We start from the raw sequence: 21,764 nt of genomic DNA, 5'->3' as shown, positions 1-21,764 counted from the left end.
TGTTTAGGCAATCCCCGGCATGAGAACAAGCCTCGCCCCCCTGCATTTCGCGGCTCTGGCGCTGCTGAGGCAGCGGGGGCGGCTCTTTCCCTGGGTGCCGGTGATGATGGCTTGCGGGATCGGGTTCTGGTTCGGGCTGGGGCGCGAGCCCGAGCCGGGCCACTACGCCGCCGCGGCGGCGGCGGGGCTTTGCGCGGCGCTCCTGGCGCTCCGGGTCGGGCCGGCCGCCGCGCCCATCGCGGCAGCGGTGGCGTTGGCGGTTCTGGGCTTCCTGCTGGCAGGGTTTCGCGCCCATGACGTGGCCGCGCCGGTGCTGGGGTTCCGCTATTACGGCCCGGTGGAAGGCCGCGTCGTCGCGCTCGACCGATCCTTTTCGAACCGGCCGCGCGTCACGCTCGACCGGGTGGTGCTGTCACGCGTGGACCCCGACGCGACGCCCGGTCGGGTGCGCATCTCGCTGCATGGCGAAACCGGGCTCGACCGGGCGGTGCCCGGCGCGCGGGTGATTACCACGGCGCATCTGTCGCCCCCCTCCGGCCCGGTGGAGCCCGGCGGCTTCGATTTCCGCCGCCTGGCCTGGTTCGAGGGGCTGGGTGCGGTGGGCTACACGCGCAGCCCGATGCTGGGCCTGACCGCGCCCGCACCCGATGGCTGGCGGCCGTGGGTCTTTGCGCTGCGGATGCGGCTTTCCGAGGCAATCCGCGCGCAACTGCCCGGCCGCAGCGGCGGGTTCGCCGCGGCCATCGTCACCGGCGACCGTTCTGCTGTGGAGAGCGCCGTGCTGGAGGATCTGCGCGCCTCCAACCTGGCGCATCTGCTGGCCATTTCGGGGCTGCATATGGGGCTGCTCACCGGTTTCGTCTTCGCCGGGTTGCGGGCCGGGATCGCGCTCGTCCCGCCGCTCGCGCTGCGCGTGCCGGGCAAGAAACTGGCCGCCGCCGCGGCGCTGCCGGTGGCCTTCGCCTACCTGCTGATCTCCGGGGCCAGCGTCGCGACGGAGCGGGCGTTCATCATGGTCGCGGTGATGCTGCTGGCGGTGCTGCTGGACCGGCGGGCGCTGACGCTCCGCGCGGTGGCGATGGCGGCGATGCTGGTGCTGGCGCTGCGTCCCGAAAGCCTGGTGACGGCGGGTTTCCAGATGTCCTTTGCCGCCACGACCGCGCTGGTCGCGGTGTTCGGCGCGCTGCGCAACTGGCAGCAAGCCCGGCCGGAGGATGCCTGGCGCATGCCGCGCTGGCTTCGCCCGGCGCTGGCGGTGCTGATCTCTTCGGCGGTGGCCGGGGCCGCGACCGCACCCATCGCCGCCGTGCATTTCAACCAGATGTCGCAATACGGGCTGCTGGCCAACCTCGCCTCCGTTCCCGTCATGGGCATGGTCGTGATGCCCGCGGCGGTGCTTGCCTTCCTTCTCTGGCCGCTGGGTCTGGCGGGGCCGGGTTTCGCGGCGATGGGTGCGGGGATCGACTGGATCCTCGGCGTGGCCCATCGCGTGGCGGGTTGGGAGGGCGCGGTGATCCCGGTGGTCAAGCCCGGTGGCGCGGTGCTGCCTCTGCTGGCGGCGGGGGCGCTGGTGGTCGTGCTCTGGCAGGGGCGGCTGCGGCTGGCCGGACTGCTTCCGGTGCTGTTGGCGGCGACGTTCTGGCTGGGGGCCGAGCGGCCGGAGATCCTGATCTCGGAGACCGGCAAGCTCACCGGCGTTATGGGGTCCGGGGGCAGGGTGCTCAGCAAGCCGCGGGGCGAGGGGTTCGCGGCGCGCTCCTGGCTGGAGAATGACGGCGATCTGGCCGCACAGGAAGACGCGGCGACCCGAAGGGAACCGCCGGACCCGGTACTCGCGGTTTTCGACGGCGCGCCGGAACCCGCCATGCTGGCGGCCGCCTGCGCGGCGGAGGCGCTTGTACTGGTGCCGGAGACGGTGCTGGACGGCGCGGACTGTGCGGCGGTGGTGGTGGACAAGAACCACCTGCGCGCGCTGGGAGCCATTGCGGCACACCGGCGCGACGGGGGCGGCTACAGCTTCACCGGCGCGCGCCCGCTGGCCGGCGACAGGCTCTGGACTCGCGGGACAGGGCGGCGCGAAGCGCCTCAGTAATTGCGGATGAGCCCGACCAGCCGGCCCTGCACCTTGACCTGATCGGCACGGTAGACGCGCGTCTCGTAGGCCGGGTTCGCGGCCTCGAGCGCGATCATGTCGCCGCGCCGGCGCAGCCGCTTGAGCGTCGCCTCGTGATCCTCCACGAGGGCCACGACGATGTCGCCATTGTCGGCGCTCGACTGTTCGCGGATCACCACGATATCGCCGTCGTTGATCCCGGCCTCGATCATCGAGTCGCCCTTGACCTCCAGCGCGTAATGGTGCCCGGAACTGCCCAGCATCGAGCCGGGAACGGCAACGTTGCGCGACGCGTGGCTGATCGCCTCTATCGGGGTGCCGGCGGCGATCCGGCCCATGACGGGCAGTTCCAGCGCATGCGCGGCCTCAACCGGCATGGCGTCGCGCGGCGGGTTGGAATTGTCGGCCTCGCCGTCGATCACGCGGGGCGAAAAGCCGCCGCGTTCAATGGCATCGGGAAGCTTGATCACCTCGATGGCGCGGGCCCGGTGGGCCAGACGGTTGATGAATCCGCGCTCCTCCAGCGCCGTGATGAGCCGGTGAATACCGGATTTCGAGCGCAGATCGAGCGCCTCCTTCATCTCGTCGAAGGACGGGGGAACGCCATCGCGTTGCAGACGTTTGTGAATGAATTCCAGAAGTTCGCGTTGTTTCTGCGTCAGCATGCTCGGCCCTCCGCCTGTCGGCCGGCGCGTGTCGTCGCCGGTCCTTGTTCGGGCCTGTTCTATCTCTGTTCCTGTTTTGTGTCAATATCGGCGGCGGTCACAGCCGGATCACGTCGACCTGCTCGCCAGCGGCGCGCGCGGGATCGTCGGGCGGGCGGACGACCAGCGCGTCGGCGTCGCCCAGAACGCTTAGGAGTGCGCTGTCCTGCCGGCCGAAGACCCGCACCCGCAGACCCTCCGCCCCCTCCACCAGCCGGGCGCGCATGTAGTGTTCCCGCCCGCCATTGGGGCGGATAGCCTGCTCAAGCGGCATCTGCATCCGCGGCAGCGCGCGCACCTTGAGGCCCAGCATCGCATCCACGGCGGGGCGCAAGAAGATATGCCCGCAAACCATTGCCGAGACGGGGTTTCCGGGCAAGCCGACCATGACGCTACCCATGATCCGGCCGGCCATGAGCGGTTTGCCGGGCCGCATGCGTATCTTGTAGAATTCCAGCGCGAGCCCCCGGTCCCCCGCCACCTGCCGCACCAGGTCGTGATCGCCGACCGAGGCGCCGCCGATGGTCACGATCATGTCGGCACCGCGCGCCAGCTCCAGCGCCGTACCCAGCGAGGCGGCCGTGTCCCGCGCGATGGGCAGCAGGCGCACGCGGGCACCCTGTGCCTCCAGCAGCGCCTTGAGCCCGTAGCTGTTGGAGGCGATGATCTGGTCGGGGCCGGGGTCCTCTCCCGGCGCCACCAGTTCGTCCCCGGTGGGAATGACGGCGATCTCCGGGCGCCGGGCGACGGGCAATTCGGCATGGTTCATGGCGGCCAGCAGCGCGATGTCGGACGGGCTCAGCCGGCGCGGCGCCTCCAGCCGGTCTCCGGCCTTGAAATCGTCGCCCGCGGGCCGGATATGGTCCTTGCCGCCCAGATCGTCGCCCAGGGTGATCGTGTCTCCGTCGCGGACCACATCCTCCTGGATGACGACGCGGCTGGCACCTTCGGGCACCGGGGCGCCGGTGAAGATGCGCACAGCCTCACCGGGATTAACCGCGCCGGAAAATCTTTTTCCGGCAACAGCTTCACCTATGATCTTGAAGCACGAACCTGGCAGGGCGCCAGCCCCGTCCAGCGCGTAGCCATCCATCGCCGAGGCGGCGAAGGGCGGCTGCGTGCGCCGCGCCACCATCGGTTCGGCCAGCACACGCCCCGCGGCCTCCGCCAGCGGCACATGTTCCACCCCGAGCGGGCGGCAGAGCGCCAGCACATGCGCCAGCGCCTCTTCGGTCGAGATCATCGCGCGGCCTCGTAGCGCCCGGATTTTCCGCCGTCCTTCAGGATGACCCGCGTGCCGCCGATCTGCATCTCCTTGTCGACGGCCTTGACCATGTCATAGACGGTCAGCGCGGCGACGCTGACGGCGGTCAGGGCCTCCATCTCCACGCCGGTCCGCCCCGACGTCTTCACGGTCGCCTCGATGCGGATGCCCGGCAGGGCGGTGTCGAGGACAAGGTCCAGCGCGACGCGGCTCAGCGGCAGCGGGTGGCAGAGCGGGATCAGATCGGACGTGCGTTTCGCGCCCATGATCCCGGCCAACCGCGCAACGCCGAGGACGTCACCTTTTTTGGCGCTGCCGTCCATAATTATTTCAAGGGTTTGAGGCGACATCTTGATATAGCCTTCGGCCACCGCGACCCGGTCGGTCACGTCCTTGTCGGAGACATCGACCATATGCGCCGATCCGCCGGCGTCGAAATGCGTCAGCCCGCTCATAACCCGCCCCCGGCGCTCAGCGGGTCGCGCAGCAGCGCGCGGGTGGCGGCCTCGACATCGTCCTGGCGCATCAGGCTTTCGCCGACCAGGAAGCATCGCGCGCCGTAGCGGGCCAGATCGGCGAGATCCTCGGGCGTATTAAGCCCGGATTCCGCGACAATCAGACGGTCCATCGGCACTTGGCGGGCCAGGTTGCGGCTGACTTCAAGATCGGTCTCGAACGTGTTGAGATCCCGATTGTTAATTCCGATCAGAGGAGAGGAGAGAAGCGCCGCCCGCTCCAGTTCCTCGGCATTGTGGACCTCGATCAGCACGTCCATTCCCCAGTCCTGCGCCGTGGCCTCCAGTTCCTGCGCGAGCGCATCGTCCACTGCGGCCATGATGATCAGGATGCAGTCGGCATGGAGCGCCCGCGCCTCGATGACCTGCCAGGGGTCGAACATGAAATCCTTGCGCAGCGCCGGAAGCGCCACGGCTTCGCGCGCTTCGGTCAGGAACCGGTCGGCGCCCTGAAAGGACGGCGTGTCGGTCAGCACAGACAGGCAGGCCGCGCCGCCCGCTTCATAGGCTTGCGCCAGCGCCACAGGGTCGAAATCCTCACGGATCAGGCCCTTGGAAGGGCTGGCCTTCTTAATCTCGGCGATCAGGCCGTAGCCGTTGACGCTGGCAGCGCGCAGCGCCTCGGCGAAGCCACGCGGGACGGGCGCGGCGTTGGCGGAAGCCTCCAGGTCCTCCCGGTTACGCTCGGCCTTGCGCTTGGCGACCTCGTCCAGCTTGTAGGCGCGGATATCCTCCAGAATCGTGCTCATGCAGCCGCCTGTGTCACCTTGGCCAGCCCGTCCACTTTTGCGCGGGCTGCGCCACTGTCTATGCTTTCTCTCGCCTTTGCAACGCCTTCGGGCAATGTCTTGACCTTCCCGGCGATCAGGATCGCGGCCCCCGCGTTGAGCAGGACCGCGTCGCGATAGGCCGACGGTTGGCCGGAGAGCAGCGCCCGGAAGGCGGTGCCGTTTTCTTCGGGCGTGCCGCCCAGGATGGCCTCGAACGGGTGGCGTTCCAGCCCGGCATCCTCCGGCGTGATCTCGAACTCGGTGATCTCGCCCGCTTCGAGCGCGACGACATGGCTGGGCCCGGCGATCGACAACTCGTCGGTACCGTCGTTGCCATGCACTAGCCAGGCGCGTTCGCTGCCGAGCTTGGCCAGCGTCTCGGCCATCGGGCGCAGCATGGCTTGCGAGAAGGCACCTGTGAGTTGCCGCCGGACCCCGGCGGGATTGGTGAGCGGGCCGAGAATGTTGAAGATCGTGCGGGTTCCCAATTCCTGGCGGGTCGGCATGACGAAGCGGATCGCGGGGTGGTGCATGGGCGCCATCATGAAGCCTATGCCGACCTCTTTCAACGCTTCCTCAACGACCTCCGGGCCGATCATCACGTTGATGCCCATCTGCGTCAGCGCATCGGCCGCCCCGGATTTGGAACTGAGGTTGCGGTTGCCATGCTTGGCCACGGGGATACCCGCGCCCGCCACCACGAAGGCGGCGGCGGTGGAAATGTTGAGCGTGCCCTTGCCGTCGCCGCCGGTGCCCACCACGTCGATCGCGCCTTCGGGCGCGCGCACGGCGTTGCACTTGGCACGCATCACGGCGGCCGCGGCGGCGTATTCGTCCACCGTCTCGCCGCGCGTCCTGAGCGCCATCAGGAAACCGCCCATCTGGCTGGGGGTTGCATCGCCCTCGAAGAGGATGGTGAAGGCCGCCTCGGCCTCGGCGCGGGTCAGGGCGCGGTCGGCTGCGGCGGCGATCAGGGGTTTCATCTGTTCACTCATGCCGGCACCGGAACCGTTTCCAGAAAATTCTTCAGCATGGCGTGGCCATGTTCCGAGCGGATCGACTCGGGGTGGAACTGCACGCCCTCGATGGGCAACTCGCGGTGGCGCAGCCCCATGATCGTGCCGTCCTCCAGGTCCGCCGTCACCTCGAGCACATCGGGCAGGCTCTCACGCTCCACCACCAGCGAGTGGTAACGCGTGGCCAGCAATGGCGAGGGCAGCCCGGCGAAGACGCCCGCGGCGCCATGCCGGATCACGCCCATCTTGCCATGCACGATCTCGCGCGCCCGCACGACCCGGCCACCGAAAACCTGGCCGATGGTCTGGTGGCCCAGGCAGACACCCAGAAGCGGCGTGCGGGTCTCGGCGGCGGCTTCCGTCAGCGCCAGGCAGATGCCGGCCCGGTCCGGATCGCAAGGCCCTGGCGAGAGCACGATACCGGATGGGCGCAGCGCCATTGCCGCCTGCACGTCCAGCGCGTCGTTGCGGCGCACGGTCACGTCGGCCCCCAATTCGCCCAGGTAATGGACGAGGTTATAGGTGAAGCTGTCATAGTTATCTATCAGCAGAAGCATCTCGGGCCTTTCGCGCAATTGGGGGTGAACCCGGACCGTGGTCGCGCTATAAATGCTCAGAGCCGCGGGCGGGGGTCAAGGCCCGACCTGCGGGAGCAATGGAGGCAGAGCATGGGCAGAGGTCTCATTTCCGGTCTGATTTGGGGATCGGTCCTTTCGGTCATCGTTCTGGGCATCGCGTCGGCGCTGGCACCCTTGCCTGAAAGCGACCGCGCGGAGACTGCCCAGGCCGAGCTTGCGGTGCCCGCGGGCTCCGGCTTCACGCGCGAACGCGCCGAGAGCGAGCCGGTCCTGCCGGTGCCGGACACTCCGCCGTCCGCCGACACGCCGCGCCCCGCGCCGCCCGAGGACGAAACGACACAGTCGGCGCCCCCGGCAGCCGACACCGCGCCGGCCGATCCGCCCGATGTGACTGCGGCGCTGGATCAGCCCGCCGTCGCGCCGGAACCCGAGGACGAAAAGGCCCCGATTGCCCCGGCGGTGGAAGAGCCGCCCGTGGAGATCCCGGACCAGGCCGTCGGAGTGCCGATGCCGGAGATCGAGAATCCGGTGGGCTCGACCCCCAAACGCCAATTTCCCCAGATCGGCGCGCCGGAGACCGCGGCGCCCGAGGCCGAGCCCGCCCCCGAGCCGGAGGAGCCGCCCAGCGTCGGCACCGGCGACGAGGAAGCCCCCGGAAACGACGCCCCCGGCACCGAGGAGCAGGGGGAGGAGACGGCTGACGCGGCGCGTCCCGCGCTTGGCGCGCTGGCGCGCAACGCCGTGGGCTTCGAGGCCGCCGACGACCGTCCGCTGATGGCCATCGTGCTGATCGACGCGGGCGGTGAGGGGCTCGATATCGACGTGCTCAAGACCTTCAGCTTTCCGGTGAGCTTCGCCATCGACCCGGCCGCGCCCAACGCCGCCACCCGCGCCGCCGACCTGCGCGAAGCCGGTTTCGAGGTGATCTCGCTGACCGGATCGGGCGATGCCGGCATCCCGCCCTCGGCCAAGCCCGCGGATGTGGAAACGGCGCTCGCCGCCTATTTCAACACGCTGCCGCAGGCGGTGGGGCTGCTCGACCGCGCGTCGGGAGGTTTCGCGCGGACCGGCCCGATCGCCGACGCGGTGATCGCCTATCTGGCCGATAGCGGGCACGGGCTGCTGACCCATGACGAGGGGCTCAACACCACTCACAAGAAGGCCGCGCGCGAGGGCGTTCCCGCCGCGCTGGTCTTCCGCAGCCTGGATGCGGAGCAGGAGGCCGCGCCGGTCATTAAGCGCTATCTCGACCGCGCCGCCTTCCGCGCCCGGACCGAGGGCCATGTCGTCATGCTGGGCCACAGCTATTCCGACACGGTGACGGGGCTCTTCGAATGGGCGCTCGGAGACCAGGCGGAAACCGTGATCCTGGCGCCCGTTTCGGCGGTTCTGCGCGGGCAGTGAGGGCTCAGATCGCGGTGGCCAGCGCGATGCCGCCCACCGCGATCAGGCTGAGTGCCCAGAGAATGTCGAGGTTGAACCAGCTCCGCGACAGGAATTTCAGCCCCAGCCAGTGATGCACCGCCAGCGCCACCGCCCCGCCCGCGCCGATCATCGCGACGGTGTGCACGAGCGCCACGCCGAGCGACACGCCGGCATTGCGCGCCATCAGCTCCGCCGCGGCCATGTGGCCGGTATCGGTCTCCGCCGGACCGCAGAGCCCGAGATAGATCGGCACCAGCATCAGCCCCGCGCCATGCGCCGTGGCCACCAGAAAGGACCAGAGCGCGAGCCGCGCCGGCGGGATACGCGCCAGAAACCGCGGATGCCGGCGGTTGACCAGCAGCCAGAGCCCCAGCGCGATCACCACGCCGCCCGCGCCGATGCGGATCTCGCGCTGCCATTCCACCAGCAGGTTCATCGCGGCGAAGGGCAGCAGGATCGCCAGCATCGCGGCGAAATGGCCGACCGCCAGCGCCGCCAGCGCCCGCCACAGCGCGCCGCGTCCGCCCTCCATCAGCGCGGCGGAAACCGCCAGCGGCCAGCCCATGCCCGGATTGACGCCGTGGTAGAGCCCGCTGGCGATGACGGCCAGCCAGAGGCCGGCCGTGGCCGTCATCGCCCCGTCCAATCGTCAGACCGAGGGGTAGCAGAAACTGTCGGTCGAGCAGTCGCCGCCTTCCAGCCGGATCTGGTGACTGCGGTAGCCCTCCGGGAACTCGACCCAGAATTTCTTGTCGAGCGTCAGCCCCCCGTCCGGACCCACATCCGCCTTGACCATCGCCGCCGGAACGCCCTCGGGATAGAACTGGTCGTCCCAGGTGGAATAGAGCGAATTGGTCCAGTAGACGCGCTTGCCGTCGCGGCTGATCTCGACCATCTGCGGCCCGCCGGCATAGGCCTTGCCCGACGGATGCCCCGCCTTGCCGGTGATGCCGCCGATCCGTACCGATCCGGCCAGTTTGGGCTTCATCGGGTCGGAGACATCGTATTGGCGCATCTCGCCGGTGCCCCAGCAGGAGACGTAGAGGAACCGGTCGTCGAGGCTCAGGTCTATATCCGTCACCAGCGGCGGCACCGCCTCGAAGCCCTTGAGCAGTTCCGGCAGATCCTTGGCCTTCGCGGGCTCCGGCGGGATGGTGGCGGTTTTCTCGGCGTGGAACTTGCCCTTGTCGTCGCGCCACCAGGTCCAGATCGAGCCCTCCAGGTTGGTGGTGTCCACCACGACCCCGCAGAAGCCATATTCCTTGACCGGATCATGCGCCGGCCGGATCTCCAGCGGCATCTGGTGATTTTCGCCCAGGTCGATGGTCTGCACGTTGCGCCGGCCCCGCAGGTCCCAGAAATGGATGCGGTGGCCATACTGGTTGGACAAGAGGTCTCCGGGCACGATGCCGTTCTCGAATTGCGGCGGCAGGCCCCATTCGGAACTGACCATGTAGTCGCGCGGCAGGTTCCACCAGAAATCGTAGTGCTTGTCCTGCGGGCCGCGATCCATCTCGTAGCGGCCGATCACCTCGAATGTCTCGCAATCCATGATGAAGATGCCCGGCGGGCCGTCGGTGCCGTCCTCGCCGCCGCCGCCCAGGGTCGAGACATAGATGCCTTCGGGGCCGCAATGAATCGTGTGCGGGCGCGAATAGCCGGTCTTGGCGAAGACCTCCTCGGGCTCGATGATCTTGTGGATTTTGGCTTTGAGCGGCTCTTTCACATCCACCACGTAGATGCGCGACGAGCGGATGCCGGGAATGATCAGGTAGCGGCGCTCCAGGAAGGCATGGCCGGTCAGCGGCGAGAGCGACGAGGAACAGGCGTTCCAGCCGAAATGGTGAAACTCGTCGCCCTTGTTGGGCATGATAACCTGATGGACGACCTTGCCGAAATCCTTGGATGACGGATCCACGTTAACGATGGCCAGCCCGTCAGGTTTCGAGCCATCCGGGCTGAGCATCAATGTATAGGCAAGAGACTCGGCAGGAGCTTCCATGGCCAGCTTCGGCGAGGCGTGGAAGGTTGGGTCAGGTCTGACAGTCATCGCAAGTCCCCCCGTTTGCGTGTTTGCGTGGCCGGAGCCTAGCACAGATGGGACCAAACGTCGCGGTCGATCCGGGGCAGGCAGGGGCGCTACTGACCCTTGCCGCGGACGAAGAGACCGGCATCCTCGGCGGCCTTGCGGATGGCGCGCGACTTGTTGACCGTCTCCTGGAACTCGGCGTCGGGGTCGCTGTCATAGACGACGCCGCCGCCGGCCTGGATATAGAGCGTTTCGTCCTTCACCACCGCGGTTCGGAGCGCGATGCACATGTCCATGTCGCCCCCGGCGCTGAAATAGCCGACGCCGCCAGCATAGACGCCGCGCTTTTCGGGCTCCAGCTCGTCGATGATCTGCATCGCGCGCACTTTCGGCGCGCCCGAGACGGTGCCCGCGGGCAGGCCCGCCAGAAGGGCCGAGAGCGCGTCATGCTCCGGGCTGAGCTCGCCCACCACGTTGGAGACGATATGCATGACGTGGCTGTAGCGTTCGACGGTGAATTCCTCGGTCGGGTGCACGGTTCCGATCCGGGCCACGCGCCCCACATCGTTGCGCCCCAGATCGAGCAGCATCAGGTGTTCCGCCTGTTCCTTCGGGTCGGCCAGAAGCTCGGCCTCCAGCGCCTTGTCCTCCGCCGGGGTCGCACCGCGCGGCCGCGTGCCCGCGATCGGGCGGATCGTCACCTCGCCGCCGAAGACCCGCACGAGGATCTCGGGGCTCGCGCCGATGACCTGGAAGCCGCCGAAATTGAAGTAGAACATGAAGGGCGAGGGATTGGTACGCCTGAGCGCCCGGTAAAGCGCGAAGGGCGGCAGCGGGAAGGGCTGCGCCCAGCGCTGCGACGGCACGACCTGGAAAATATCGCCCGCGCGGATGTAGTCCTTGGCCTTCTCGACCGCCGCCAGGTAATCGGCGCGGACGAAGTTGGAGACCGGCTCGGGCACCTCGGCGGCCTGGCCCAGATCGCGGGTCTCGCCCTGTGCGGGACGGTCGAGATCGCGCACCGCGTCCATCACCCGTTCCGCCGCCTGCGCGTAGGCCGCCTTGGCCGACAGCCCCGATCCGGCCCATGCGGGACTGACCACCGTCACCTCGCCCTTCACCCCGTCGAGCACCGCCACGACCGAGGGCCGCAACATCACCGCGTCGGGCAGGCCCAGCGGATCGGGGTTCACGTCGGGCAGATCCTCGACCAGCCGGATCATGTCGTAGCCCAGATAGCCGAAAAGCCCGGCCGAGGCCGCGGGCAGGTCGTCGGGCAGGTCGATCCGGCTTTCCTCGATCAGCCCGCGCAGCGCGGTCAGCGGGTCGGCCTCCATCGGCTCGAAAGCGTCCGCGTCGAAGCGCGCGGTGCGGTTCACGCGGCTTTCCATGCCCCGGCATTCCCAGATCAGGTCCGGCTTGAGGCCGATGATGGAATAGCGTCCGCGGGTCTCGCCGCCGGTGACCGATTCCAGCATGAAGGCGTCGCGCGCGCCCTGCGCGAGCTTGAGCATCAGCGAAACCGGCGTGTCCAGATCGGCCGCAAGGCGGGCATAGACGACCTTATTGCGGCCCGCGTCGTATCCGGCGGAAAATTCCGCGAGGCTGGGGGTAAGGGCCATGCCGCTTCGCCTCAGGGGTACTGCGTGTGAACGGCGTTGATCGCCGTCTGGTTCAGTTCGACCCCGGCATTCTGCTGCACCGCGCTGGCGAAGCCCTCGAAGAGGTCGTCCTCCATACCGCTCTGCTGGCGGGACCGGAGCGACTCGCGCAGCGCCTGCATGTCCGGGTCGTCCATGTCGGGTGGCGTGACGGCGTCGAGCCGCGCGACGAAAACCGCGCGCTCGCCTTCCACCATCGCCACGCCACCGGTCTCCAGCCGGAAGACCGTCTCCAGCAGGCCGCGCGGGGCGCCGTCGATGAAGGCGTTGCGGGTCAGGTCGGTATCGCTCTGCGGCTCCAGGCCGAGTTCACGAAAGCTCTCGCCGTCCTCGAGCGCGGGCAGTTTCTCCTCGGCCATATCCGCGAGCCGGGCAAGGTTCTCGTCCTCGCGCCAGGCCGCTTCGACGGCCGCACGGACCTCGTCGAGCGGTTGCAGCCGGGCCGGGGTGATCCCGTCGAGGCGCAGCGCGAAAATGCCGCCATCCGAAAGCTCGCCCAGTTCGGGAAAGTCGCCCTCCTGCACCGCGCCCGCGGCGTCGCGGAAAGCGTCATAGGCCGCGATATGGCCATCGGTCTCGGCGTTGAAGTCGATCTGGGCCAGGCGCATCTCGGTTTCCGCGGCGATCTCTTCCAGCGTGGCGCCGCCGGCCAGAAGGTCGTCGATCCGGTCCACGCTGTCGTCGATGATCCGCCGGGCGCGATCGCTGGAAAACTCGTCGCGCAGATCCGCCTCCGCCTGCGCGAAGGGCACCTTCTGCGCTTCCAGCAGCGCGTTGACACGGAAGAGCGCGGGACCCAGGCTCGACTGCACCGGACCGGCGACGCCGGGGCCGAGCAGGCCGAAGACCTGCTCCGCCGCCTCTGCCGAGAGATCCTCGCGGGTCACTTCGCCCATATCCACCTCGTCCAGCGTCAGGCCGCGCTCGGCCACCAGGTCGTCGAAGCTCGTCTCGCCCGTGTCGATCTGCGCGCGCGCCGCGGCCGCGGCCTCCGTGGTGCCGAAGACCAGCCGCTCCACCAGCCGGCGCGCGGGGCGGCTGTAGCGGTCCGCGCGTTCCTCGTAGAGCGCGCGCAACTGCGTCTCGTCCACCTCGATACTGTCGATCAGCATGTCCGGGGTCAGCCAGACATAGGTGATGTCGCGGGACTCCGGCGTGGTGAAAAGCTCGGGATTGGCGTCGTGATACTCGGCCAGTTCCGCCTCGGTCGGCTCGGGGGCGGGTCCCTCCAGCGCGTCGGCGCCAAGGCGCGCCCAGGTGAAGTCGCGCCGCTCGCCGATGAAATTCAGAAGCGTCCGGGTGTAGGTGTCGCCGGGCTCGGTCGCGCTGGTGATCGCGTCGGCCAGCAGGTTGCGCGTTGCGTCGTCGCGCAGTTCTTCGTCGAATTCCGCAGGCGTCACCCCGACCTGTTGCAGGGCGAATTCGTAGGAGGTGCGGTCGAAGCTGCCGTCGATACCCTGGAAGGCGGGGATGGCGATCAGGCGCTCGCGCACATGCCCGTCGCCCACGGAAAGTCCGAGCCGGCGCGCCTCGTTGTCGAGCGCGGCGGTGCGCAGAAGCTGCCCCAGGACCATCCGGTCCAGCCCCATCTGGCGGGCTTCGGTCATCGACAGCCGCTCGCCGGTCTGGTTCTGCAATTCCTGAAGCTGCGTGTTCAGGGCGCGGGCGTATTCCTGGACCGGGATCTCCTCATCGCCCACCGCGCCCACGGAACGGACCGAGCCGCCGAAATCCCCGATGCCGAAGCCCGCCAGGCCAAGGATCAACAGACCCAGCAGGATCGCCAGAAAGATCTTGGACCCCTTGCCCTTGCCGATAGTCGCCATATCTGCGGCCCTTCCATGCTCGCGTCCTGATGCCGGTCTTAATGGCTGCCGCCAGGGGTGACAAGCATCCCCGCCCGCGCTCAGGGCGAAAACGCGGCCAGCCGGGCCAGTAGCGTCTCGATGCCCGGCCGGTCGATATTGGCGAAGGCGATGCGCAACTGCCGTTCGGCGCCTCCGTCGCCGCCTTCGGCGCGGGTCGGCGCAAACATGGTGCCGGGCAGCAGCAGCACGCCGGCCTCGCGCACCAGCCGTTCGGCCAGCACGTCGGAGTCCATCTCGAAGGGATGTTCGGCATAGACGAAATAGGCGCCGCAGCCCATCAGCCGCCAACCTTCCAGCACCGCGAACGCGTCGGAAAGCGCGGCGCGCCGGTCGAGGATCTCGGCCCGTTCGCCGGCCAGCCACTGGCCGAGATTGCGCATCCCCCAAAGCGCCGCGCGCTGGCCAAGCTGGTTGGGGCAGATGGCGATGCAGTCGAGAAACTTCTCCGCCTCCGCCAGCCGCGCCACGGAGGCGACCATCGCGCCGACACGGTGCCCGGTCAGCCGGTAGGCCTTGGAAAAGGAATAGAGATGGATCAGCGTGTCGGACCAGTCGGGATCGCCGAAGAGATCATGCGGCGCGCCGCTGCGCGCATCGAAATCGCGATAGGTCTCGTCGAGGATCAGCGCCACCCCCCGAGCGCGCGCCAGATCCATGAAGGCCCGCACCAGCCCGGCAGGGTATTCGACGCCGCCGGGATTGTTGGGGCTGACCAGCACGATGGCGCGGGTCGCTTGGGTGATCAGCGCCGCCGCCGCCTCGGGGTCGGGCAACAGGTCCGGGCCCGTGGCCAGTGGCTGCGTCGCGATGCCCTGCTGGTCGAGCCACATCTTGTGATTGAAGTACCAGGGCACCGGCAGCATCACCGCATCGCCCGCGCCCGCCAGCGTGGCGATGGCGGCGCAGAAAGCCTGGTTGCAGCCCTGGGTGATGGCCACCTGGCCGGGTTCGATCCGCCCGCCATAGGCCGCCGACCAGTCCGCTGCGAGCTGCGCGCGCAGTTCCGGCAGGCCCAGAACCGGGCCATAGAGATGCGCCTCCGGCTCCCGCATCGCGGCCTCGGCGATGGCGCGGCGCAGCCCTTCGGGCGGGGCCTCCACCGGAGCGGCCTGGCTGACATTGAGTAGCGGGCGCTCCGGCGGGAAGGTCACGCCCTCGATCCAGCGGCGGGCCTCCATCACCGGGGGCGGTGTGGTGGCGGCGAGATGCGGGTTGAAGGCTGCGGTCATGGATGGTCTCCTGTCGGGCGCGCCCGACGTTAGCACCGCGCGCGGCGCGGGCAAGGGGGCACGGGCGGGCCGTGCGTATTGACTTATATCAACGACCTGCGCCGGCGCGGTATGCGAATATGATCTCAGTCGCGGGAGGACCGCACGAAAGGCCAAGGATTGCGGACAGGGCCATGGTTCTGCAACAGGGAAGCAAGCAGTTCGTCACATTGGGCGCGCGCGGCCAGCAGGGGATACTCCGGCTGCCGCGGGATGCCGGTGCGATGGTGCTTTTCGCGCACGGCGCAGGCAGCAGCCATCTGAGCCCGCGCAACAACTCCGTGGCCGATGTGTTCGCGGCGCAGGGCATCGCGACGCTGCTTTTCGATCTGCTGACCCCGGAGGAGGCGGAGGACCGCGCCAACATCTTCGACATTCCGCTGCTGGCCGGGCGGGTGACCGAGGCGATCGCCTGGGTGCGTCACGATCCGCGGCTCGCGTCTCTACCGCTGGGCCTATTCGGCGCCAGCACCGGGGCGGCGGCGGCGCTGGTGGCGGCGGCCGAGACACCGGGGCAGGTGGCCGCGGTGGTCTCGCGCGGCGGGCGGCCCGACCTTGCCGGGCGGCGCCTGCGTTTCGTGCGCGCGCCGACGTTGCTGATCGTGGGCGCGCGCGATCACGGGGTGATAGAACTCAACCAGGACGCCGCGATGCAGCTTCACTGCAAGCACCGGCTGGAGCTTGTCGAGGGCGCCTCGCATCTCTTCACCGAGCCGGGCACGTTGCAACGCGCCGCCGACCTGGCTGTGGGCTGGTTCACGGCGCATCTGAAAACCGCGGTGCCGGGATGACCCGCTTTGCCGACAGGATTGAGGCCGGGCGCGCGTTGGGGGATGCGTTGCGCAACAAGGGGTATGCCGATCCGGTTGTCGTGGCGCTGCCGCGTGGCGGCGTGCCGGTGGGCTACGAGGTGGCGCTTGCGCTTTCGGCGCCGCTCGACATCGTCATGGTGCGCAAGATCGGCGTGCCGGGGCATGAGGAACTGGCCGCCGGCGCAGTGGTCAACGGCGATGCGCCCCAAATCGTCATCAACGACGCGGTGGCGGCGATGGCCCGGCTCGACCGCGCCGGGATCGAACGCCTGGCCGGGGCGCAACTTGCCGAGATCGCGCGCCGCCGCGCGCTCTACCAGGGCGGCCGGGCGCCGGTGCCGGTGGAGGGGCGGACGGTCATCGTCGTGGATGACGGCATCGCCACCGGGGCTACGATGCGCGCCTCGCTCAAGGCGCTGGCGCGGCGCGGTCCCGCGCGGCTGGTGCTGGCGGTGCCGGTCGCGCCGCGCGACACGCTGGGTGTGCTGGAGCGGGAGGTGGACGAGGTCGTTTGCCTGTCTGCGCCCGCGGATTTCCTCGCCGTAGGGCAGTTTTACGTGAACTTCGGCCAGGTCCCGGATGCCGAGGTGACCCGCTTGCTCGATGCGGCCTCAGGCCAGTCCGGGCAGCCACAGGACGATTGACGGGAAGGCGACCAGCAGGCCGATGGTCACCGCGTCGGCCAGGAAGAACGGCGTCACGCCCAGGAACACGTCCTGCACGTTCAGATCGGGGCGCGCCCCCGCCACCACGAAGCAGTTGAGCCCGATGGGCGGGGTGATCAGGCAGAACTCCGCCATCTTCACCACCAGGATACCGAACCAGATCGCGCACATCGGCCCGGACATGCCGAAGGCGCTATCGGCGGCGGCGACGAACTCACCCCCGTTGAGCGCCATCACCGCCGGGTAGACCACCGGCAGGGTCAGAAGCAGCATGCCGATCGCGTCCATGAACATGCCCAGCACCGCATAGGCGAGCAGGATCATCACCAGCGTCAGCAGCGGCGGCTGGTTGAGTCCGGTGATCCATTCGGAAAAGGCGCCGGGCAGGTCGGCGAAGCCCAGGAAACGCACATAGATCAGCACGCCCCAGATCAGCGTGAAGATCATCACGCTGAGCTTGGCGGTCTCCAGCAGCGCGTCCTTCAACTCCGCCCAGCGCATACCGCGCCAGAGCGCCACGCAGAAGACGATGAAGGCGCCGATCGCGCCGCCCTCGGTGGGGGTGCCCCAGGCGTCGCCGCCAAGTTGGACCGGACCCAGGCGCACCCATTCGGGCAGCGGGTTGTAGACGAAGAAGATGATGATCACCACCACCGCCACGATGGGCAGCGCCGGCGGCAGCGCGACAAGTCTCTGGCGCCAGGAATAGCCGCCCACCGGCGGGCCGAAGCCCTTGATCGCCAGCGCCATGCCGACGATCAGCAGCCCGTAGACCAGCGCCGAGAAGACACCGGGGATGAACCCGCCGAGCAGGAGCTTGCCCACATCCTGCTCCACGATGATCGCGTAGATCACCAGGATGGCCGACGGCGGGATGAGGCTGGCCAGCGTGCCGGCGGCGGCCACCACGCCCGCCGCGAAGCGCTTGTCGTAGCCGATCTCCAGCATTTCCGGTATCGCGATGCGAGTGAAGACGGCGGCGGTGGCAACGCTCGCCCCCGAGACGGCGGCGAAGCCCGCCGTGGCGAAGACGGTGGCGACGGCGAGCCCGCCCGGCACCCAGGCCACCCAGCGTTTCGCGGCCTCGAAGAGCGCGCGGGTGAGCCCCGCGTAATAGGCCAGATAACCGATCAGGATAAAGGTGGGGATGAGCGAGAGCGCCTGGCTCGACACTTTCGAATGCGGTACCTGGCCCGCGGTCTTGGCGGCGAGGGTCAGCGCCCAGGCGAAGGCCTCCGGCTCAAGGCCCTTGCGCGCCCAGAAGATCCACAGGAGCCCGGCGAACCCGGCCAGTGCGGCGGCGAAGGCCACCCGCATGCCCAGCAGCACCAGCACCAGCATCCCGCCGGTGACCGCGATCCCTATGTCGATGGGCTCCACGCGCCGCTACCCGTCGTGGCCCGCGAGGTGCCGGGCCTCGCGTTCGGCCAGGGTGGCGGCGTCCTCGATCAGCGGCACCGCGACCGGCGCCACCGCATTCTGCGCGAAGGCCCGCGCATAGCCCCAGAGTTGCAGCACCAGCCGCAGGCAGAGCACCGCGAAGGCCACCGGCGCCAGCAGTTTCGCGGGCCAGAGGGGCAGAGCGATATCCATCGAGCTGTCGCGGCTCCAGAGCGGGGCGGCGAAATCGAAGCTGCGGGCGAAATGCGCCCAGCTTCCCCACACAAGCAGGAGCATCAGCGCCAGCACGATGAGCGTGGTCAGGAACTCCGCCGCCCAGAGCATCCGCCCGGAGAGCCGCCCGACGAGGATATCCATGCGGATATGGCCGCCATCGCGCTGGGTATAGGCCACGCCCATGAAGGCAATGAGCGGCATCGCCTGTTCGATCCAGTCGACATAGCCCGGCAGCGGCTGGTTGATGAGATTGCGCCCCCCCGCCGAAACCACCGCCAGGATCATCAGCGCGAAGACGGCAAGCCCGCTGAGCAGCGCCAGCGCACGCTCCACCCGGTAGAGCCCGCGGTCGAGGCGGCTCAGTCTTGTGGCGTCTTCCAGAACCGAGGCGGTGCCGGCCATGGGGCGCGTCCGTTTACTGCGTATCCTTCTCCTGCAACTCCTCCGGCAGCCCCTCGACCGGATCGAGCGACTTGAGCGAGCCATCGTCGACCCCGGCGCGCTCCGCCAGCAGTTCCTGCACGAAGTCGAAAAGCTCCTGCGCGGGCAGGCCGCGGGCGTCGTTCTCGGCGATCCAGGCCTGGGCCGCGGGTTCGGCCACGGCGGCGCGGAAGGCGGCCAGATCCTCCTTGGAATAGGTGATCCGCTCGATCTCCTTGTCGTCGAGCAGCGGTCCCCATTTGGCCATCGTGTTGTTCTCGTAATTGGCGACGTAGTGATCGAGCGCCTCATCGACCGAGCCCATCAGTGCCTCGAAATGTTCGTCGGAGAGGGCGTTCAGCGCGTCGGTATTGACCACGACCGGGCAGTTGACCGTGCCGGGGTTGAGGTTGGTGGTCCACCAGCGGGCGTTCTCGACCGTGCCGAAGGACATATGCGCATGCGGGGCGAAGGCCACCGCCTTGACCACGCCGCTGTCGAGCGCCTGGCGCACCTCGGTTGCGGACATCGAGGTGGGCACCGCGCCCAGCGTTTCCATCGCCACGCCGATCCCGCCGGTGGCACGCACGCTCAGCCCCTCGAAATCCTCCAGCTCGCGGGGCGCGTCGCCCAGGCCGATGATGTTGTATTGCGGCATGGGCGAGGGCATCAGCAGCGTCGCGTTCCAGCGCGCCAGATCCTCGACCACCGCCGGATGGCCGTAGAGCGCCATCGACAGGCTGCGCTCCACATTAAGGTCGTCCACCCCCAGGAAGGGCAGTTCGAGCACCGTGATCGACGGGTTCTTGTCGCGGTGGTAGCCAGCGCAGAACTGTGCCATCTCGAAGGCACCGATGGAAATGCCGTCCAGGTTCTCGCGATTGTTCGACAACCCGCCATAGGAGATGTTGAGCGTGAACTCGCCACCGGTCCGGTCGGAGACCAGCTCGGCCAGTTTCTCGACATGCTCGGTGAAGGCGCGCCGCTTGCCCCAGAGCGAGACATTCCACTCCAGCGCGAATGTCTCCCCGGCGAAGCTGACGGCGATGGCGGCAATGGCGGAGGTTTTCAGAATGCGGTTCATGTGCGGTCTCCCTGGTCGCAGCAAATTGTTTTGCGGGGATCGTAGCGATGCCGGGGCGAACGGCAACAGCGGAATTGCAGAAACCTCGTGACGGCGCGGTGCGCAGGGCGGGCGGCCGAAGGATGCAACCGCGGGATGCCGGGCGGGGGCGGCGGTCTGAGCCCCCGTAGCCGTAGGAGGGACGATGATCCATGCGCCTGTTGGCATATCCGGAGACGTCGCCGGTCCATCCGGGCGGCCCGCGCGGCGGGATTCGCCCTTCATCCTGCATGGGGTAACAGGCGAACCTTCACGCTTGGCCTTTTCTTGCAGAGGGAGGTCGCCCTGGTGTTCGCCACCTGACACAAGATACCCGATGGAAGCAGGGTATCGGGCATCGGCCCAGCATCCTTGAGCGAAAACGGTCAGAGGACGGCTAGGAGCCCTTTGTGGACAAGGCGCTCAAGCGGGGAGCCGCGCGGTCTCCGACGCGCGCGGTGGCGATCCGACGGTCGTTGGGGGCACTTTATCCCTGCCAAATCCGAAAAAGATTCAGAGCGTGGCGCTTGCCTCTCCAAATCGCCGCCGCGTGGGGGCGCGTCGGCGATCACGCGGCGGCCTTCGGCCTTGATCCCGCGCGCGGCGGCAACCCGAACGGCAGCGGCGGGCGCGTCTCTGCCCCCTCGGACCTTCGTCCGAGCGACCGAGGGCGCACCAGAGGCAGACTGGGAACCTTTTGTCAGGTGGCGAACACTAGCGGCGCGAACTCATGCGGTTCATCTGGCCCACGACGACGATCTCGCGCACGCCGTCGAGTACTTTCGCACTCAGGTGGCGGGCGACCACGACTTCGCGCGAGGGGGCACTGCCCGCGGGCCGCGCGGCGACGGGCGGAAAGACACGGAGTTCCAGGACCAGCCGTTCCTCCGTCTGGTCGCTGAGCCGCGCCATGACCAGATCCGCGTCCCAGTAGCCCTGGCGGCGCGGCCGTCCGGTGGCTTGCACGATGGCTCCGCCGGGCACGCGGATCACGTCCAGGTCGGTGATCTCGGTCACAAGGATGCGGTAATCGCCGATATCGTGGCGAAGCGCCGGGCGGATCGGCCGGCCGTCGGCCCCGATCGGCCGCGCGGCCTCGGTCTCCGCCGCGGCGATCAGTTGCGCATCCTGGCCGCGCGCCGGCTGGCGCGTCTCCACGCTGCGGCCGAACCAGTTGACCGGGTTGAGGCGCGACTCGCGGATCGTCGCGCAGGCGCTGACCAGCAAAAGGATCGACAGGGCGGCGGTGACGGCTTTCATGGACGGCTTCCCTTGCAACCTGCCCTTGGATAAACCGAAACCGGAGCTATTGGAAAGCCATGATCCGGGCCGGCGGCGGCGCGGACTGGACCTTTGCAGCGCTTGTCCCTACGTGAAGGGCAGGGACGCGACGGGAGATCTGAGTTGGCTGAAACCGAATTCGAGGAAATCGCCGAAAACTTCGAGTTTCTCGAGGATTGGGAAGACAGGTACCGCTACGTGATCGAGCTGGGCCGCGCGATGGACCCGCTCGACGACGCTTTTCGCGTGCCCGCCACCAAGGTCGAGGGCTGCGCCAGCCAGGTCTGGCTGGTGCCCGAGATCGAGGGCGAGGGTCCCGAGGCCACATTCAGCTTCCGCGGCGACAGCGACGCGATGATCGTGCGCGGCCTGATTGCGGTGCTGCACGCGCTTTACGCCGGACGCCCCGTGCGGGAGGTGCAAACGCTCGACGCAGGCGGCGCTCTGGCACGGCTCGGGCTGCACGACCATCTCTCGGCGCAGCGCTCCAACGGGCTCAGGGCCATGGTCGGGCGTATCAGGGAGGTCGCCGGCCGCGCCGCAGCGGCGTGAACTTGAGCGGAATTCATCATTTTCATGCCGGATATGAGTTTGTGCCGGCGGGCACGTCGTGGCACATCTGGTATGAAAGGGACGGGGCGCGCGACTCGGCCCGG

The 21,764-nt window shown here is 68.6% G+C and carries 20 protein-coding genes; 5 read left to right on the top strand and 15 right to left on the bottom strand.

The window, feature by feature from the left end; genetic code table 11:
* Positions 1–19 precede the first annotated feature (19 nt).
* A complete protein-coding gene (locus DDZ14_RS00795; protein ID WP_109423037.1) occupies positions 20–2,092 on the top strand; it encodes a ComEC/Rec2 family competence protein in 2,073 nt (690 codons plus the stop codon).
* On the opposite strand, the gene lexA is transcribed toward DDZ14_RS00795, so the two are convergent.
* The 6 genes from lexA to DDZ14_RS00765 form a co-directional block, all read right to left on the bottom strand.
* Positions 2,086–2,778, bottom strand: coding sequence for a transcriptional repressor LexA (lexA, locus tag DDZ14_RS00790; protein ID WP_109423036.1), 693 nt, complete (start codon positions 2,776–2,778; stop codon positions 2,086–2,088). The genes DDZ14_RS00795 and lexA overlap by 7 nt on opposite strands.
* Before the next feature lie 97 nt (positions 2,779–2,875).
* Entirely contained in the window at positions 2,876–4,060 is a 1,185-nt protein-coding gene (glp, locus tag DDZ14_RS00785; RefSeq protein ID WP_109423035.1) for a gephyrin-like molybdotransferase Glp, read from the bottom strand.
* Entirely contained in the window at positions 4,057–4,536 is a 480-nt protein-coding gene (moaC, locus tag DDZ14_RS00780; RefSeq protein ID WP_109423034.1) for a cyclic pyranopterin monophosphate synthase MoaC, read from the bottom strand. Before moaC ends, glp begins: the two co-directional genes overlap by 4 nt.
* Positions 4,533–5,345 (bottom strand): indole-3-glycerol phosphate synthase TrpC, encoded by an 813-nt coding sequence (trpC, locus tag DDZ14_RS00775; RefSeq protein ID WP_109423033.1) that lies wholly within the window; start codon positions 5,343–5,345, stop codon positions 4,533–4,535. The genes moaC and trpC overlap by 4 nt, the downstream gene beginning before the upstream one ends.
* Positions 5,342–6,361, bottom strand: coding sequence for an anthranilate phosphoribosyltransferase (gene trpD / locus DDZ14_RS00770; RefSeq protein ID WP_109423032.1), 1,020 nt, complete (start codon positions 6,359–6,361; stop codon positions 5,342–5,344). The genes trpC and trpD overlap by 4 nt, the downstream gene beginning before the upstream one ends.
* Positions 6,358–6,939 carry an aminodeoxychorismate/anthranilate synthase component II gene (locus DDZ14_RS00765; RefSeq protein ID WP_109423031.1) on the bottom strand — a complete coding sequence of 194 codons (582 nt, stop codon included), beginning with the start codon at positions 6,937–6,939 and terminating at the stop codon, positions 6,358–6,360. Before DDZ14_RS00765 ends, trpD begins: the two co-directional genes overlap by 4 nt.
* A gap of 111 nt (positions 6,940–7,050) precedes the next feature.
* Here DDZ14_RS00765 and DDZ14_RS00760 point away from each other — a divergent pair, with 111 nt between their 5' ends.
* Complete coding sequence (locus DDZ14_RS00760) at positions 7,051–8,364, top strand: divergent polysaccharide deacetylase family protein (RefSeq protein ID WP_158275436.1); 1,314 nt, start codon at positions 7,051–7,053, stop codon at positions 8,362–8,364.
* 4 nt (positions 8,365–8,368) lie between these two features.
* Here the strand turns inward: DDZ14_RS00760 and DDZ14_RS00755 are convergent, their stop codons facing one another.
* The 5 genes from DDZ14_RS00755 to DDZ14_RS00735 all read right to left on the bottom strand — a co-directional run bounded on the left by DDZ14_RS00755 (position 8,369) and on the right by DDZ14_RS00735 (position 15,172).
* Positions 8,369–9,019 carry a hypothetical protein gene (locus DDZ14_RS00755; RefSeq protein ID WP_109423029.1) on the bottom strand — a complete coding sequence of 217 codons (651 nt, stop codon included), beginning with the start codon at positions 9,017–9,019 and terminating at the stop codon, positions 8,369–8,371.
* A 15-nt stretch (positions 9,020–9,034) separates the two neighbouring features.
* Positions 9,035–10,435, bottom strand: a complete 1,401-nt coding sequence (locus tag DDZ14_RS00750; RefSeq protein WP_109423028.1) for a selenium-binding protein SBP56-related protein — start codon at positions 10,433–10,435, stop codon at positions 9,035–9,037.
* Positions 10,436–10,524: 89 nt separating this feature from the next.
* On the bottom strand, positions 10,525–12,036 hold the full coding sequence (gene trpE, locus DDZ14_RS00745; protein WP_109423027.1) for an anthranilate synthase component I: 1,512 nt from the start codon (positions 12,034–12,036) through the stop codon (positions 10,525–10,527).
* Positions 12,037–12,047: 11 nt separating this feature from the next.
* Entirely contained in the window at positions 12,048–13,901 is a 1,854-nt protein-coding gene (locus DDZ14_RS00740) for a SurA N-terminal domain-containing protein (protein WP_109423026.1), read from the bottom strand.
* A gap of 80 nt (positions 13,902–13,981) precedes the next feature.
* The gene (locus DDZ14_RS00735; RefSeq protein WP_109423025.1) at positions 13,982–15,172 is read right to left on the bottom strand and encodes an aminotransferase; all 1,191 of its coding nucleotides are present in this window, start codon (positions 15,170–15,172) and stop codon (positions 13,982–13,984) included.
* Positions 15,173–15,345: 173 nt separating this feature from the next.
* Here DDZ14_RS00735 and DDZ14_RS00730 point away from each other — a divergent pair, with 173 nt between their 5' ends.
* Together DDZ14_RS00730 and DDZ14_RS00725 are read left to right on the top strand one after the other, a co-directional pair.
* Entirely contained in the window at positions 15,346–16,002 is a 657-nt protein-coding gene (locus tag DDZ14_RS00730; RefSeq protein WP_233252424.1) for a dienelactone hydrolase family protein, read from the top strand.
* Entirely contained in the window at positions 15,999–16,667 is a 669-nt protein-coding gene (locus DDZ14_RS00725) for a phosphoribosyltransferase (protein WP_109423023.1), read from the top strand. Before DDZ14_RS00730 ends, DDZ14_RS00725 begins: the two co-directional genes overlap by 4 nt.
* On the opposite strand, the gene DDZ14_RS00720 is transcribed toward DDZ14_RS00725, so the two are convergent.
* From DDZ14_RS00720 to DDZ14_RS00705, 4 genes are all read right to left on the bottom strand, one after another.
* On the bottom strand, positions 16,635–18,068 hold the full coding sequence (locus DDZ14_RS00720) for a TRAP transporter large permease (RefSeq protein ID WP_109423022.1): 1,434 nt from the start codon (positions 18,066–18,068) through the stop codon (positions 16,635–16,637). The two genes, DDZ14_RS00725 and DDZ14_RS00720, sit on opposite strands and share 33 nt — an antisense overlap.
* Positions 18,069–18,074: 6 nt before the next feature.
* Positions 18,075–18,707: a TRAP transporter small permease subunit gene (locus tag DDZ14_RS00715; RefSeq protein ID WP_109423021.1), complete on the bottom strand. Its 633-nt coding sequence runs from the start codon at positions 18,705–18,707 to the stop codon at positions 18,075–18,077.
* A gap of 13 nt (positions 18,708–18,720) precedes the next feature.
* Complete coding sequence (gene dctP / locus DDZ14_RS00710) at positions 18,721–19,809, bottom strand: TRAP transporter substrate-binding protein DctP (RefSeq protein WP_109423020.1); 1,089 nt, start codon at positions 19,807–19,809, stop codon at positions 18,721–18,723.
* Positions 19,810–20,541: 732 nt separating this feature from the next.
* Positions 20,542–21,087 (bottom strand): hypothetical protein, encoded by a 546-nt coding sequence (locus tag DDZ14_RS00705; protein WP_109423019.1) that lies wholly within the window; start codon positions 21,085–21,087, stop codon positions 20,542–20,544.
* A gap of 144 nt (positions 21,088–21,231) precedes the next feature.
* On the opposite strand from DDZ14_RS00705, the gene DDZ14_RS00700 reads away from it, so the two are divergent.
* Positions 21,232–21,660: a SufE family protein gene (locus DDZ14_RS00700; RefSeq protein WP_109423018.1), complete on the top strand. Its 429-nt coding sequence runs from the start codon at positions 21,232–21,234 to the stop codon at positions 21,658–21,660.
* The last annotated feature ends 104 nt before the right edge of the window (positions 21,661–21,764 follow it).

The sequence above is a fragment of the Maritimibacter sp. 55A14 genome, assembly GCF_003122205.1.
GTDB lineage: Bacteria > Pseudomonadota > Alphaproteobacteria > Rhodobacterales > Rhodobacteraceae > QEYE01.
The sequence above is the reverse complement of the archived record's forward strand: the minus strand, read 5'-3'. Positions and strand labels throughout refer to the sequence as shown.

Excerpts from the sequence above, each read along its gene's own strand:
- DDZ14_RS00740 (WP_109423026.1), bottom strand. The coding sequence starts at position 13,901 with ATGGCGACTATCGGCAAGGGCAAGGGGTCCAAGATCTTTCTGGCGATC.
- DDZ14_RS00760 (WP_158275436.1), top strand. The coding sequence starts at position 7,051 with ATGGGCAGAGGTCTCATTTCCGGTCTGATTTGGGGATCGGTCCTTTCG.
- lexA (WP_109423036.1), bottom strand. The coding sequence starts at position 2,778 with ATGCTGACGCAGAAACAACGCGAACTTCTGGAATTCATTCACAAACGT.
- DDZ14_RS00715 (WP_109423021.1), bottom strand. The coding sequence starts at position 18,707 with ATGGCCGGCACCGCCTCGGTTCTGGAAGACGCCACAAGACTGAGCCGC.
- DDZ14_RS00765 (WP_109423031.1), bottom strand. The coding sequence starts at position 6,939 with ATGCTTCTGCTGATAGATAACTATGACAGCTTCACCTATAACCTCGTC.
- trpC (WP_109423033.1), bottom strand. The coding sequence starts at position 5,345 with ATGAGCACGATTCTGGAGGATATCCGCGCCTACAAGCTGGACGAGGTC.
- DDZ14_RS00730 (WP_233252424.1), top strand. The coding sequence starts at position 15,346 with ATGGTTCTGCAACAGGGAAGCAAGCAGTTCGTCACATTGGGCGCGCGC.
- moaC (WP_109423034.1), bottom strand. The coding sequence starts at position 4,536 with ATGAGCGGGCTGACGCATTTCGACGCCGGCGGATCGGCGCATATGGTC.
- DDZ14_RS00795 (WP_109423037.1), top strand. The coding sequence starts at position 20 with ATGAGAACAAGCCTCGCCCCCCTGCATTTCGCGGCTCTGGCGCTGCTG.
- trpD (WP_109423032.1), bottom strand. The coding sequence starts at position 6,361 with ATGAGTGAACAGATGAAACCCCTGATCGCCGCCGCAGCCGACCGCGCC.
- dctP (WP_109423020.1), bottom strand. The coding sequence starts at position 19,809 with ATGAACCGCATTCTGAAAACCTCCGCCATTGCCGCCATCGCCGTCAGC.
- DDZ14_RS00735 (WP_109423025.1), bottom strand. The coding sequence starts at position 15,172 with ATGACCGCAGCCTTCAACCCGCATCTCGCCGCCACCACACCGCCCCCG.
- DDZ14_RS00750 (WP_109423028.1), bottom strand. The coding sequence starts at position 10,435 with ATGACTGTCAGACCTGACCCAACCTTCCACGCCTCGCCGAAGCTGGCC.
- DDZ14_RS00755 (WP_109423029.1), bottom strand. The coding sequence starts at position 9,019 with ATGACGGCCACGGCCGGCCTCTGGCTGGCCGTCATCGCCAGCGGGCTC.
- trpE (WP_109423027.1), bottom strand. The coding sequence starts at position 12,036 with ATGGCCCTTACCCCCAGCCTCGCGGAATTTTCCGCCGGATACGACGCG.
- glp (WP_109423035.1), bottom strand. The coding sequence starts at position 4,060 with ATGATCTCGACCGAAGAGGCGCTGGCGCATGTGCTGGCGCTCTGCCGC.
- DDZ14_RS00705 (WP_109423019.1), bottom strand. The coding sequence starts at position 21,087 with ATGAAAGCCGTCACCGCCGCCCTGTCGATCCTTTTGCTGGTCAGCGCC.
- DDZ14_RS00725 (WP_109423023.1), top strand. The coding sequence starts at position 15,999 with ATGACCCGCTTTGCCGACAGGATTGAGGCCGGGCGCGCGTTGGGGGAT.